The 13,906-nt window shown below is 72.6% G+C and carries 8 protein-coding genes; all 8 read right to left on the minus strand.

Going from position 1 to position 13,906, the window contains the following annotated elements:
• Nucleotides 1–113 precede the first annotated feature (113 nt).
• The 8 genes from MXD62_RS38100 to MXD62_RS38135 all read right to left on the minus strand — a co-directional run bounded on the left by MXD62_RS38100 (nucleotide 114) and on the right by MXD62_RS38135 (nucleotide 13,725).
• On the minus strand, nucleotides 114–4,298 hold the full coding sequence (locus tag MXD62_RS38100) for an Rne/Rng family ribonuclease (RefSeq protein WP_248834158.1): 4,185 nt from the start codon (nucleotides 4,296–4,298) through the stop codon (nucleotides 114–116).
• A 113-nt stretch (nucleotides 4,299–4,411) separates the two neighbouring features.
• Complete coding sequence (locus tag MXD62_RS38105; protein ID WP_020462732.1) at nucleotides 4,412–5,173, minus strand: TIGR03936 family radical SAM-associated protein; 762 nt, start codon at nucleotides 5,171–5,173, stop codon at nucleotides 4,412–4,414.
• Nucleotides 5,157–7,178, minus strand: a complete 2,022-nt coding sequence (locus MXD62_RS38110; RefSeq protein WP_248834159.1) for a TIGR03960 family B12-binding radical SAM protein — start codon at nucleotides 7,176–7,178, stop codon at nucleotides 5,157–5,159. The genes MXD62_RS38105 and MXD62_RS38110 overlap by 17 nt, the downstream gene beginning before the upstream one ends.
• Before the next feature lie 45 nt (nucleotides 7,179–7,223).
• The gene (rodA, locus tag MXD62_RS38115) at nucleotides 7,224–8,459 is read right to left on the minus strand and encodes a rod shape-determining protein RodA (RefSeq protein ID WP_248834160.1); all 1,236 of its coding nucleotides are present in this window, start codon (nucleotides 8,457–8,459) and stop codon (nucleotides 7,224–7,226) included.
• A gap of 68 nt (nucleotides 8,460–8,527) precedes the next feature.
• Nucleotides 8,528–10,822: a penicillin-binding protein 2 gene (gene mrdA / locus MXD62_RS38120; RefSeq protein WP_248834161.1), complete on the minus strand. Its 2,295-nt coding sequence runs from the start codon at nucleotides 10,820–10,822 to the stop codon at nucleotides 8,528–8,530.
• A complete protein-coding gene (gene mreD, locus MXD62_RS38125) occupies nucleotides 10,819–11,355 on the minus strand; it encodes a rod shape-determining protein MreD (RefSeq protein WP_248834162.1) in 537 nt (178 codons plus the stop codon). The genes mrdA and mreD overlap by 4 nt, the downstream gene beginning before the upstream one ends.
• An 8-nt stretch (nucleotides 11,356–11,363) precedes the next feature.
• Nucleotides 11,364–12,389, minus strand: a complete 1,026-nt coding sequence (gene mreC / locus MXD62_RS38130) for a rod shape-determining protein MreC (RefSeq protein ID WP_248834163.1) — start codon at nucleotides 12,387–12,389, stop codon at nucleotides 11,364–11,366.
• Nucleotides 12,390–12,693: 304 nt separating this feature from the next.
• A complete protein-coding gene (locus MXD62_RS38135) occupies nucleotides 12,694–13,725 on the minus strand; it encodes a rod shape-determining protein (RefSeq protein WP_020462738.1) in 1,032 nt (343 codons plus the stop codon).
• Between the last annotated feature and the right edge of the window lie 181 nt (nucleotides 13,726–13,906).

A 13,906-nucleotide genomic window follows, 5' to 3' on the forward strand; every position in this document is an offset into this window, starting at 1 on the left:
CGCGGCGCCGGGGGGGGGGGGGGCGGGGGGGCGCGGCGCGGGCCCCCCCCCCCCCCCCCCCCCCCCACACTTCTGTCGTACGTGGGACTCACCCGCCGTGACGGGTGAGGGGGTCAGGTGCTGGTGGCTTCGGAGGGAACGGGGATCGGCTGGGCGGTGTCCGTGGGCTTGGAGACCGGGCGGGATGCGCGACGGCGACGGGCGCGGGCCGGCTTCTCGGCGCCAGCCGGAGTGCCCGCACCGTTCGTCCCGGAATGCAGCACGCTGTCCGGATCGTCGGTGTTCGCGAACACCGGGATTCCGCCGGAACCCGGCCGCGACTCACCGTCGACCGTGGTGCCCTCGGCCCCGCCACTGACGCCGCTGCTGTCGACGCCGTTGCTCTCAGTGCCCTGATCGCTTCCGGCTCCAACCGTTACGGCGATCCGGGCGGCCCGCGGTGCGACGGCGTCCGGCAAGGAGACGCCGGTCTGAGCGGCCGGGTGTTCACCAGGAGCCACCGCCTCCGCCGACCCCGACACCCAAGCCGATCCAACTGCTCCAGACGAATCAGTCGATTCAGCCGATGCGGAGCCGTTCACGGACCCGAGGGCATCGTCCGAGGAGATATGCGCCCCGTCCACGGCCGACGAGACCGCGGCAGCCACGAGGGCCGGACCAGCGGGCTTTGTCGCGTGCCGTGCGCGGCGGCCCGTGGAGGTACCGGCCGCCTGGGCCGGAGCCTCCGCCGCCGGCTGGCTCGCCGACGACGCCACCGTCTCCCTCTGCTGCGCCCCGTCCCGCGACTGCGCGTCCCTTGAGTGCGCGGAGTCGAGGTGGACGAGCACACCGCGCCCGTTGCAGTGGGCGCACGGCTCGCTGTAGGCCTCCAGCAGACCCTGGCCCACCCGCTTGCGGGTCATCTGGACGAGGCCCAGGCTCGTCACCTCTGCGACCTGGTGGCGGGTCCGGTCCCGGCCGAGGCACTCGGTGAGCCGGCGCAGCACCAGCTCGCGGTTGCTCTCCAGCACCATGTCGATGAAGTCGATGACGATGATGCCACCGATGTCGCGCAGCCGGAGCTGGCGGACGATCTCCTCCGCGGCCTCGAGGTTGTTCTTGGTGACCGTCTCCTCGAGGTTGCCGCCCTTGCCGGTGAACTTGCCGGTGTTGACGTCGATGACGGTCATCGCCTCGGTGCGGTCGATGACCAGTGAGCCGCCGGAGGGCAGCCAGACCTTGCGGTCCAGCGCCTTCGCGAGCTGCTCGTCCACCCGGTACTCGGCGAAGACGTCCCCGGTGCCGACGTAGCGGCGGACGCGGTCGCGCAGGTCCGGGGCGACCGTGTCGACGTAGCCCTCGACGGTCGCGGCCTCGTGCGACCCCTGGACGACCAGCTCGGTGAAGTCCTCGTTGAAGATGTCGCGGATGACCCGCACCACCAGGTCGGGCTCGCCGTAGAGCAGGGACGGCGCGCTGGCCTTCTGCGCCTTGCGCTGGATGTCCTCCCACTGCGCGACGAGGCGCTCGATGTCGCGCTCGAGCTCAGCCTCGCTCGCGCCCTCCGCCGCGGTGCGGACGATCACCCCACCGTTCTCCGGAGTGATCTTCTTGAGGATGCTCTTCAGCCTGGCGCGCTCGGTGTCCGGCAGCTTGCGGCTGATTCCGGCGTTCTGGCCGTCCGGCACGTACACGAGGTAGCGGCCGGGCAGGCTCACCTGGCTGGTCAGCCGCGCGCCCTTGTGCCCGATCGGGTCCTTCGAGACCTGGACGAGCACCGACTGCCCGGACTTCAGCACCTGCTCGATCTTGCGCGGCCGGCCGTCGAGGCCCGAGGCGTCGTAGTTGACCTCACCGGCGTACAGGACGGCGTTGCGGCCCTTGCCGATGTCGACGAACGCCGCCTCCATGCTGGCCAGGACGTTCTGCACCCGCCCGAGGTACACGTTGCCCGCGTACGACGCCGAGCTGGCGCGCGTCACGAAGTGCTCGACCAGGACGCCGTCCTCAAGCACGGCGATCTGGGTGCGGTCACCGTTGTGCCGGACGATCATCCGGCGCTCGACCGACTCCCGCCGGGCGAGGAACTCGGCCTCGGTGACGATGGGTGCGCGGCGGCGACCGCTGTCGCGGCCCTCGCGCCGGCGCTGGCGCTTCGCCTCCAGCCGGGTGGAACCGCTGACCCCGCGGACGAGGTCGTCGTCCCGGCGCGTCTCGCGCACGTGCACGACGGTGTTCGGGGGGTCGTCGGGGATCGGCGTGGTCTCCGCGCCGGTCCCGGAACGGCGGCGGCGCCGGCGGCGGCGGCGAGATCCACCGGCGCGGTCATCGTCCGAACCGTCCTCGGCCGAGTCGTCCGCGCCGTCCTCGAGGTCCGCGCCGTCGTCGGCGTCAGACTCGGTGTCGGTGTCGGTGTCGGCTCCGGAGTCGGCTCCGGCCACCAGCTCGGCTTCGGAGTCGGTCTCCTCCGCCTCGTCGAACGTCTCCCTCGTCGGCGAGCGACGTGAGCGGCGGCGGGAGGACCTGGGCTCACGCTCCACCGGCTCGGCTTCGAGCTCGCGGTCGTCGCGCTCCTCGGCCTCGTCGACCTGCTCCTCGGCAAGGTCGCTGGTCTCGGAGATCTCGTCTTCGCCGCGGGCCCGGCCGCGGCCGCGGCGGCCGCGGCGACGGCGACGGGTTCCGCCCGGTCCGGCGTCGTCGCCGTCCGCGTCGGACGAGTACTCGCCGCCGTCGAACGCCTGCTCGCTGCTCTCCGTCTCCAGCGCCTCACCGAACTCCGCGGTGTCGTACGCCACCGCGTCGTCGGCCGCGTCGACGATCTCGTCGGCCGAGGCCACGTCGTCGAGGTCCGCACCGGCGAGGCCGCCGCGACCGGTCACGACGGGCTCTGCCGGCACGTCGTCGGCGTCACGACGGCGGCGGGGCCACGGTTCCACGACCGCCGGCTCCGGCTGCTGGAAGGTGATCATCGCCACCGGGCGGCGGGCCGACTGCCGGGTCACCGGCGCGGGGGCGGGCGCCTCGGCGCCGCTGGTCCATGTCGGGGCGACCGCCCGCGTGCGCCGCCGCGAGGTGCGCTCCGCCCGCGGGGGCTCGGGCGCACCGACCGCCTCGGGACCGGGGGCGGTCTCCGTTCCGGCGACCGCCTCGGGACCGGCCGCGGGGGTGGCTCCGGTGGTTCCGGCGCCCGCCACAGCCGCTGTGTCCGCCACCGTCGCGGCAATCACGGGCTCCAGCGAGGACGCGACCGCCGGCTGAGCCCCGGGCGCGTCCGTCGCGGCGGCGCCAGTCCCGGCAGCGCTGGTCCCGGCGTCCGCGTCGGCGGTGGCGTTCGCCGGCAGTTCGTCGACCGGCTCCGCGAGCGGGTCGACGGTCTCGTCGATGGCCGGCTCGGGAGCCGGCGACGTGGCCGCTACCACCTGCGACGTGGCCGCGACAGCCGGCGGGGTGACCGCGTCGGCCGCCGATTCCGGGGCTGTGGCGGTGGCCGGGGCGGAGGCGGCGGGAGTCTGCCCGACCGCCGGCTCGCCCGCGCTGGACGACGCCGAGGCGGCGGATTCGCTGCCCGGCGCACCCGTGGGAGTGCCGGTCTCGGCCGCCGGCTCGACCTTCGTGGCCGCCCGACGAGCACGGGTGCGACGCGGCTTGGTCACGGCGGGGGCAGCCTCGCCCGACACCGTAGTGTCAGCGAGCGCATCGGACGCGGTGACGTCGCCCTTCGCGACCTGCCCGGGCGAGCCGGGGACGTTGTCCGCTCCGGCCTCGGGCGCCGCGGTGGCGGACGACGTGGTCTCGGAGGGAGCGGGGGTGGCTGTGGTGTCGGGTACGGCCTCGCTGACTTCTCGGGAGGCCCGGCGCGGCCGGGTCGTCCTCGCCCGCCGGGCCGGCTTGGCCGGCGCGGCTTCGGGCGCCGGCTCGGCGCCGGCCTCGACCAGCGGTACCGCGGCGTCAGGCGCCGCGCCGTCGGACACGGGGAGAGCGCCGGACGCGGCACCGGCACCAGCGCCAGTGGCGGAATCGGCCGCGTCCACGGCGGTCTCGCCACCGGCCGCGGCGGCAGGCGGGCCTGCCTCCTCAGGTGGCGGCCCGGCCGGTCGGCCGGCCGCGCGGCGGCGCCGGGTGGGGCGTTGCGGAGCGGTCTCGGCGGTCGCGCTCTCAGGGGCCGCAGACTCAGCGACAGCTGTCGCGGGAGTCACCGGCTCGGGAGCCGTCGCCGCAGGGGCCGCGGTATCGGCAAGGGTGTTGTCGGAGGGCACGGTCTCGGAGGGCGTTACCTCGGAGCGCGTGGCCTGGTCCTCGGTGATCTGATCTTCGGGCACGGGTTATGAAGCCTCTCGGGCTCCCGGGCGCGCTGTGTCAGCAGTCGCGGCCGCGCAGAAGCCACTGTCTCGGTCCGACGGTTGTGCCGCCGGCAATCCTGCGACGCCCTGCATCACGCTTCGAGTTGACCCACCAGCCGGGCAGCCTCGTCGCGGTCCGGTACCAGCGGGTCCGCCAGCGTTCCGTCCTCGCGCAACCGGCCCTGTTCGAGTCGTGTTGGCTCGGGCGGCACCGGGACGCTGAGAACGGCGACCGCGGAAAGGGCGGTCAGCACGTCGTCGGGTCGAACGGCGGGCGTCGTGTGCCGTACGACCACGTCCAGTATCGCACAGGTGTCGTTCTCTGCACGGCAAACGGCCCAGACCACGGCCTCGCGCACGTCCACGCGGCGCCGTCCGTCCTTGGTGGCCCGCTCGACCGTGAGTGACTCCCGACCCAGCAGCTCGGCGACGGCGACGTCCAGATCGGCGATCGCGACGCCGGGCATCCGCAGCCGCCACCGGGACGCGTCGATCCGGTCCGGCAGCGGCGGGCTGTCCGCCGCGACGCAGTGCAGGACGTCCAGCCCGGGCGGGAGCGCCGCGTCGAGTTCCGCGCGTACCTGCTCAGGCTCCATCGGGGCCGACAGCGCGACCTCGAAGTACTCGGCCTCGCTCGCGGCGCCGGTGGGTGCCGCGCCGACCCACGACACCCGGGGATGGGGGCTGAACCCGGCCGAGAACGCGACCGGTATCCGGGCGCGACGCAGGCCGCGTTCGAAGGTCCTGGCTATGTCGCGGTGCGACAGGAAGCGCAGCCGCCCCCGCTTGGCGAACCGGACCCGCACCCGGGCCACGACCGGCGGGGGCGGCGGGCCCTCAGGTCGACGAGGCACTGACCCGCGCCAGGTCGGACGGAACAGGGGAAGGAGACGACCCGGCAGGGCCCGGAGCATCGGTACGACCCACCGGGATCACCGGGATCAGTGTGCGCCCGGTGGGGCCGATCTGGTTCTCGGTTCCCATCGTCGGGCACACCCCACAGTCGTAGCAGGGGGTCCAGCGGCAGTCGTCCAGCTCGGTCGCGCGCAGGGCGTCCTGCCAGTCGGCCCACAGCCAGTCACGGTCGAGGCCGGCGTCGAGATGATCCCACGGCAGGATCTCGCGCTCGTCGCGCTCGCGGGTCGTGAACCAGTCCAGCGAGACGCCGAGCCCGGTGAGCTCCGCCTCGCACGCGGCCTCCCAGCGGGCGAACGAGAAGTGCTCGCTCCAGCCGTCGAAGCGGCCGCCGTCGCGCCAGACCCGCTCGATCACCCGGCCGACCCGGCGGTCACCGCGCGCGAGCAGCCCCTCGATGATGCCCGGACGCCCGTCGTGGTAGCGGAAGCCGACCGCCCGGCCGACCTCACGGTCGGCGCGCACGGTGTCCCGCAGCAACTTGAGGCGCTGGTCGGTCACCTCATGGGATGCCTGCCCCGCCCACTGGAACGGCGTGTGCGACTTGGGGACGAACCCGCCGATCGAGACGGTGCACCGGATGTCGCGGTGACCGCTGGCCCGCCGGCCGGCCCGGATGACCTCGCGGGCGAGATCCGCGATCTCCAGGACGTCCTGGTCGGTCTCGGTGGGCAGGCCGCACATGAAGTAGAGCTTCACCTGCCGCCAGCCGTTCGCGTAGGCCGTGCTGACCGTGCGGACCAGGTCCTCCGCGCTGACCGTCTTGTTGATGACCTTGCGAAGCCGCTCCGAGCCGCCCTCTGGGGCGAAGGTGAGCCCACTGCGGCGGCCGTTGCGGGAGAACTCGTTGGCGAGGGTGACGTTGAAGGCGTCCACCCGGGTGGAGGGCAGGCTCAGCGCCGTGTTGGTGCCCTCGTAGCGGTCGGCCAGGCCCTTGGCGATCTCGCCTATCTCGCTGTGGTCCGCGCTCGACAGCGACAGCAGGCCGACCTCGGAGAAACCTGAGGCCGTGAGCCCGGCGTCGACCATCTCAGCGACGGCGGTGATGCTGCGTTCCCGCACCGGACGGGTGATCATCCCGGCCTGGCAGAACCGGCAGCCGCGGGTGCAGCCGCGGAAGATCTCCACGCTCAGCCGCTCGTGCACCGTCTCGGCCAGCGGTACGAGCGGGGCCTTCGGATACGGCCAGTTGTCGAGGTCGGTCAGGGTGTGCTTGGCGGGCCGCTCCGGGACGTCGTCCCGGTTGCGGGTGACCGCCGCGATCCGCCCGTCCGGCCGGTAGCTGACGTCGTAGAACTCCGGGACGTAGACCAGCTTGCGGCGGGCGAGACGGTGCAGCAGCTCCGTGCGCCCACCGGGCGCGCCGGCGGCCTTCCAGGCTCGGGTGATGTCGGTGATCAGCAGGACGGCCTGCTCGCCGTCCCCGAGGACGACGGCGTCGACGAAGTCCGCGATCGGCTCGGGGTTGAAGGCCGCGTGCCCGCCGGCGATGACGACCGGCCAGGTCAGGCCGTCGCCCGGGGCGGCACGGTCCGCGGTGCGCAGCGGGATGCCCGCGAGATCCAGGGCCGAGAGCAGGTTCGTGTAGCCGAGCTCGGTGGAGAAGCTGACCCCGAAGAGGTCGAAATCCCCGACCGGGCGATGGCCGTCCACCGTGAACTGCGGTATTCGGTGCTCGCGCATCAGGGCCTCGAGATCCGGCCAGACCGAGTACGTACGCTCCGCGAGGACGTCCGGCTGCTCGTTGAGGATCTCGTAGAGGATCTGGACGCCCTGGTTCGGCAGCCCGACCTCGTAGGCGTCGGGGTACATCAGACACCAGTGGACCGCGGCGTCGCCCCAGGGTTTGACGACCGCGTTCCCCTCGCCGCCGACGTACTGGACGGGCTTCCGGACCCGTGGGAGCAGCGGCTCCAGGAGGGGAAACAGCGACTGTCCGGACATGCCCGCGAGCCTACGGCACCGGAGGGTGGCCGACCGCCCCAGCCCTCAGAGCGCGTAGGGGTCCGAGCGCGAGCGCAGGCGGACGTTCTGCAACAGCCCGACCGCGATCATGTTCGCGAACATCGAGGAACCGCCGTATGACAGGAACGTCAATGGGAGGCCGGTCACCGGCATCACACCGAGACACATGCCGATGTTGACGAAGATCTGGAAGGTGAACCAACAGACCACGCCGGTGGCGATGAGCGCCCCGAAGGAGTCCTGCGAGTGGAAGCCGATCGTCAGCGCCCGCCAGAGCACCACGCCGAGCAGGACGATCACACCGCCGGCCCCCAGATAGCCGAGCTCCTCACCGGCGACGCTGAACACGAAGTCGGTCTGCTGCTCGGGCACGAACTGGCCCTGGGTCTGCTGGCCCTCGAACAGACCACGACCGGTGATGCCGCCGTTCGCGATCGCGGTCATCGCCTGGTCGACGTTGTATCCGGTGGACGACGCCGCCTTGTTCTCGGAGACGAACGAGGTGAGGCGTGCCTCCTGGTAGGGCTTGAGCAGGTGGAACTGCAGGATCGCCCCGCCGAAGAGGACCCCGCACAGGATCAGGCCGAGCACCCAGCGCCGCGGCGCGCCGCTCACCGCCAGCATGCCGAGGGTGACGAACACCAGCACCATGACCGTGCCGAAGTCGGGCTGCAGCATGATCAGGGCCATCGGCACGACGGCGAGCCCGAGCACGAGCAGCACGTCGCCGTGGCCCGGCGCGCCGCGCCGGATGCCGGTGTGCCGGTCCTCGTGTTTCTCCCCGAGGATCATCGCCGCCCCGACGACGAGCGCGACCTTGGCGAACTCCGACGGCTGGAGCTGGAACCCGGCCGGGAGCACGATCCACGAGTGGGCGCCGTTGACGGTGGTGCCGACCAGGAGGACGGCGATGAGACCGACCAGCGAGCCGAGATAGACGAAGGGCGCGTACGCCCGCAGGATCCGGTAGTCGACCAGGGTCGCGGCGGCCCCGAGCAGCAGGCCGATCATCAGGTTCAGCAGGTGGCGTTTCAGGAAGGTCTGTGGGTCTCCCCCGGTCTCCTCCAGCCGCTGGCGGGTCGCCGACCAGACCAGCAGGGCTCCGAGGAGGGCCAGCGCGATCACGCTGATCTGCAGCGGCCAGTCGAGCCGGCGCAGCGGCGAGTGCCGCCCGGACGCGCGGTCGCGCAGCTGCCCGATCCGCCCCCGGACCAGCACCGGGGAGGAACGCAGCGCGGTGGGACCCTGCTCCTGCGTCATCGTTCCCCTCCTCTGCTGCCTGTGGACGGCCACTCACCGCCCGCTGTTCTCGTCGCCGGGTCTCGTCGTCAGCCAGGGCCGGTTGGGCCCCGTGCCCGAGCCTCCTGCTCACCGGCCCCTGGTGTGCCGGATACCGCTGTCGTCCCCGGCGGCGCCGTTCCGGCCAGCACGACCCCCGTCGGCCCCGTTCCCGTGAGCGTGGCCGGCACCGTGCCCGTTGGCACCGATCCCGGCAGCGCCGCACCCGGGGCCGTCGTACCGGCCGCGCCGGGCGGGGCCGCGGGGGTGCCGGAGGCCGCGGAGAACGTGCCGTCGCGACTCAGCTTGGGCAGCTCGGCCGGTGGCTTGCCGCCGGGCAGCGCCCCGGGACGTCCCACGCCGTAGAGCGCCTGGTAGATCTCCTTGGCCACGGGCGCGGCGTACTCGGCGCCGGTTCCCGACTCCGGGATGCTCACGACGACCGCGAACTGGGGGTCGTTCGCCGGGGCGAACGAGGCGAACCACGAGGTGTCGCCCTTGCCCTCGACCTCGGCGGTTCCGGTCTTGCCGGCCACCGGGACCATGTCGCTGGGCCAGTCGGCGAACACCCCGGTCGCCGTGCCGCCGCCCTCGGTCGTCACCCCGCTCAGGCCGCCCCGGATGTAGGCGAGGATCTCCGGCGAGACGGGCAGCTTCCCGACGACCTTCGGCGCGATCGGCTTCACTTTCGTGCCGTCCGGCGAGATCGTGGCCCTGGCGAGGGTGGGCTGGTAGATCGTCCCGCCGTTCGCGATGGCCGCGTAGGCGGTGGCGAGCTGCAACGGGCTGGCGGAGAGGTACTGCCCCTGCCCGATGGCGAACTGGACGGCCGCACCGGCGTTGTACAGGTATCCGTCGACGCAGGCCTCGGCCGCGTATTTCCGGAAGCGCTCGGCCTTCGCGGGGTCGGGTTCCTCCGGGTAGCCGTTCTGCGCGCGCCGGCAGTAGGAGTCCTTGAGTTCCTCCCAGATCTTCTTCGCGCCCTCCCGGTCGACGACGGACCCGGCGGTCTCGCCCGGCAGGTCGATGCCGGTACGCCGACCGAAGCCCATGGCCTCGGCCATGTGGATGAAGTACTCCTTCGGCTCCGGGTAGGGGCCACGGCCGTTACGCAGGCCGCCGTCCGCGACCCAGGCGTCGTAGGCGAACTTGTCGAAGATGACGTCGCAGGAGATGACCAGCGCCTGGTGCAGCGTGATCGGGCCGGCGGACGAGCCGTCGAAGTTGTGGAAGATCTGGTCGCCGACCTGCAGGGTCGGGGCGCAGTCGTAGGTCTGGTCGCCGGTCGCGCCCATGTTCTGCATGGCGACGGCGGTCGAGACCACCTTGAAGGTCGACCCGGCCGCCGCCGAGCCCTGGAAGGCGCGGGAGAGCAGCGGCGTCCCGTTGGCGGGGTCGGACAGCGCGGCGTAGTCGTTCTGGGACACGCCACCGACGAACACCGACGGGTCGTAGGACGGCAGGCTGGCCAGCGCGACGACGCCGCCGGTGCGCACGTCCAGCACCACCGCGGAGGCGGACCGGGCTCCCCCGCCGAGCGAGTCGAGCGTCCTGGCCAGCGCCTCCTCGGCGGCGCGCTGGACGTCGAGATCGAGGTTGAGCACGAGGTGGTCGCCGCTGACCGGCGGGGTCGTCGACGCGGTGCCCGCGACCCGGCCGAACCGGTCGACCTCGAGGCGTTCCACGCCGTCCGCGCCGCGCAGCGCGTCGTCGTAGGTGTACTCCAGACCGGAGACGCCGATCAGGCTGTTGAGGTGGTAGCCCTTCTCGTCGCCCTGCTTGTCGAGCTGGTCCTGCGAGACGGGGGCGAGGTAGCCCAGCTCGTGCGCGGCGAGCCCGCCGTTCGGGTACTCGCGGACGGCCTGCAGGTCCGCGGACACGCCGGGGAAGCGGTCCGGGTGCTCGATCACCGCGAGCGCCTGCGCCGGGGTGACGTCCTTCGCCACCGGGACCGGCTGGTAGGGCGAGCCGTTCCAGCAGGGCGCCCGCACCGTGGCCGAGCAGAAGCGGACCCGCTGCTCGAGCTCGGCCAGCGGCGCCCCGATGACGGTGGCCAGCCGGTCGAGCACGGCCTTGCCCTTGTCCGCCTGGCGGTCGATGGTCGACCGGTTGACCGAGATGACCAGCGAGGTGCGGTTGCGCACCAGGGGCTGGCCCTCGTCATCGACGATCATGCCCCGGGTGGCGGGGGTGACCACCTCACGGACGCGGTTGGTCTCCGCGACCTGGCGGTAGCGCTCGCCGTCGAGGATCTGCAGCACCCACAGCCGGGCGCCGAGCGTCACCAGCAGGGAGAGCACGAGGACCCGCAGGATCAGCAGCCGGATGCGCATCCGGTCGGTCACACCCGCCTCCGATCCCCGTGCAGGCGGCGGGAGGCCCCCGCCGCGAGCGGGAACAGGAACGGCGTGACGAGCAGGGCGTAGAGCCCGGCGGCGATCGCGCGCACGATGGCCTGGCCACCGGTGAGGGCCGCGTCACCCAGGATCGACGTCGTCGCCGCGTGGCCCAGGGTGCCCAGCGCCGCCGCGGCGCCGACCGCGGCGAGCGGCACGACGATCGAGCGCTCCGCCGCGTTCATCACCAGGCCGACGAGATACCCGACCAGGCACAGGACGAGCGCGGTCTGCCCGATCACATGCGTGGACAACAGGTCGGCCACGAGCCCCACAGCGAAGCCCAGGACCGCGCCGAGCATCGGCCCCTCGATCAACGCGATGATCGCGAGCAGGACGAGGACCAGATCGGGCCGGCCGAGCGGCGCACCGAGCCGCGCCACGACCGAGACCTGCAGGACGACCGCGACCAGCAGCACCACCACCGCGGCCACGAACGTGCGCGGATGCAGGCTCTCCTCGGAGGTTCCGGTATCCCACACGGCCGACCTCAGCCCGCACCCGCGGCCGCGGGGACACCCGCACCGCCCTGCGCCTGACCACCCTGCGCCTGACCACCCTGGGGCTGCCCGGCCTGGGGCTGCCCGGCCGGCTGCTGGGCGCCGTCGGGCTGGGCGGGCGTGGACGGCTGGCCGGCCGGCGGCTGCGCGGCGTCGGGCGCGGGCGCCGGGCGGGGCGGGAGGACCCGGTCGCCCGGGTCCGCCGGTGGGCCGCCGATCACGACGCCGACCATGTCGAGCGTGCCGACGGAGACGAAGGGACGGACCTCCGCGGTGCGCGAGAGCCCGCCGACGTCCACCACCTTGGTCACCTCACCGATCGGTACGCCCGCCACATAGTCAAGACTACCGAACGTCACCAAACGGTCACCCTTTTTAACCTGGTACGAGGCGTCATAAAGAGTGAAGGTCAGCGAGCTCGGTCCCTGCCCACCAGCCACCGCGCCGAGCAGCTGGGTCGTCTCCAGCCGGGCGCCGATCCGGCTGGTCGGGTCGCAGAGCAGTTTGATCACGGCGGTGCTGTCGGTCACCGAGGCGACCGTCCCGACCAGGCCCGACGCGTTCACGACCACCTTGTCGACGGCGAGGCCATCCCGGCGGCCGGCGTTGATCGTCACCGTCCAGTCCATCCCGGTGACGTCGCCGACCGCGATGACCCGGGCCGGGACGATCGTGTACTGGCCCTTGTCCGCGAGCAGGCGCAGGTCGGACAGATCCCCCGCCAGCCGGTCGATCTCGGCCCCGTCGGCGATCTGGCGCCGCAGCGCGGCGTTCTCCTCACCGAGCCGGTCGGCGCGGTCGTGATAGCGGTTCGGGTGGGTCAGCGAGGAGACGGTGCGCCCCACCGGGCGGGTCACCGTCGTGACCGCGTTCTCCACGCCGCCGACCGCCGAGTGCAGCACCCCGCGCACCCCGGTCGCGGAGTCACCCGTCCGGTAGTCGAGCGTGATCAGCGTGAAGGCGAGGACGAGCAGCGCGGCGATGACGAGGCGGGAGCGCCTGGTGTCACGTCCCACGTCGGTCCTCCGTCACCGGTGCCGTCCTCCTGCCGTGTGGTCCGGATGGCTGCCGGCCCACGGTTGTCACAAGGTTCCGGTGATGTTTCTACCGGGGCCGCGACAAGCCCTCGAGCCGGGGCCGGCCGGCCGCCCGGCCGCCGAAACGGCTGGACAAGCCTTGGCCGGCGCTGTCACAACGCCCTCGACCGGCACTCTCACAACGCCCTCGACCGGCGCCGCCACGACACGCCGCGCCCGCAACCGTCGATCTTCCTGGTCGGACGAGCGGCGGGCCGGCTGGGTTCCCGGCCCCGGGCCGCGGTCAGCGTTTCGGTTCGGAGATCAGGACCTGCTGGAGCGCCTCGAACTCCTCGACGCACTTGCCCGAGCCCATCGCCACCGAGTGCAGCGGGTTCTCCGCGATGTGGATCGGCATCCCGGTCTCGTGGCGCAGGCGCTCGTCGAGCCCGCGCAGCAGCGCCCCACCACCGGTCAACACGATCCCGCGGTCCATGATGTCGCCGGAGAGTTCCGGAGGGCACCTGTCGAGGGTGACCTTCACGGCGTCGATCACCGCGTTCACCGGCTCCTCGATGGCCTTGCGGATCTCCTCGGCGGTCACCACGATCGTCTTGGGCAGGCCCGTGACGAGGTCACGGCCGCGGATCTCCGCGCTCGGCTCGTCCGGGATCTTGTGCGCCGAGCCGATGGCCATCTTGATCTCCTCGGCGGTCCGCTCGCCGAGCATCAGCGAGTACTCCTTCTTGACGTAGGAGATGATCGCCGTGTCGAGCTCGTCACCGGCCGTGCGGATCGACTGGCTGGTGACGATCCCACCGAGGGAGATGACCGCCACCTCGGTCGTGCCGCCGCCGATGTCGACGACCATGTTCCCGGTCGGCTCGTGGACGGGCAGGCCGGCACCGATCGCCGCCGCCATCGGTTCCTCGATGATGTAGACCTTGCGGGCCCCAGCCTGGTAGCCGGCGTCCTTGACGGCCCGCTGCTCCACCCCGGTGATACCGGACGGCACGCACACCACCAGCCGCGGCTTGGCGAAGTGCCGGCGGCGGTGCACCTTCTGGATGAAGTAGCGCAGCATCCGCTCGGTGGTCTCGAAGTCGGCGATCACGCCGTCCTTCAGCGGGCGGACGGCCACCACGTTGCCCGGGGTGCGCCCGATCATCCGCTTGGCGTCGGTGCCGACGGCGAGGATGCCCGAGGTGGTCGTGTTGATCGCCACCACACTGGGCTCGTTGAGGACGATCCCCCTGCCGCGGACGTAGACGAGCGTGTTGGCGGTACCAAGGTCGACGGCCATGTCACGACCGAGGAATGACAGCGAACTGGACATCGTCGGGTGCCGGCCTTCCCGGGGGGCGCGAGGTGGGACGGGTCCGGGCGGCGCACGCGGGCGTCACCGACCGGCCCGTCTCCGACCAACGCGCGAAACGCGTACAGAGTTCGTCGAGCGGGCGGGACGGCCCGGATGCGCCGCGCGAGAACACGGTCACGGCGACCGCCTGAAAGGCCGT

It is taken from the genome of Frankia sp. Mgl5 (genome assembly GCF_023242985.1).
GTDB lineage: Bacteria > Actinomycetota > Actinomycetes > Frankiales > Frankiaceae > Parafrankia > Parafrankia soli.

Bases quoted from the DNA above. Each gene is read 5' to 3' on its own strand.
- rodA (WP_248834160.1), bottom strand. From the start codon at position 8,459: ATGACGCAGGAGCAGGGTCCCACCGCGCTGCGTTCCTCCCCGGTGCTG.
- MXD62_RS38135 (WP_020462738.1), bottom strand. From the start codon at position 13,725: ATGTCCAGTTCGCTGTCATTCCTCGGTCGTGACATGGCCGTCGACCTT.
- MXD62_RS38110 (WP_248834159.1), bottom strand. From the start codon at position 7,178: ATGTCCGGACAGTCGCTGTTTCCCCTCCTGGAGCCGCTGCTCCCACGG.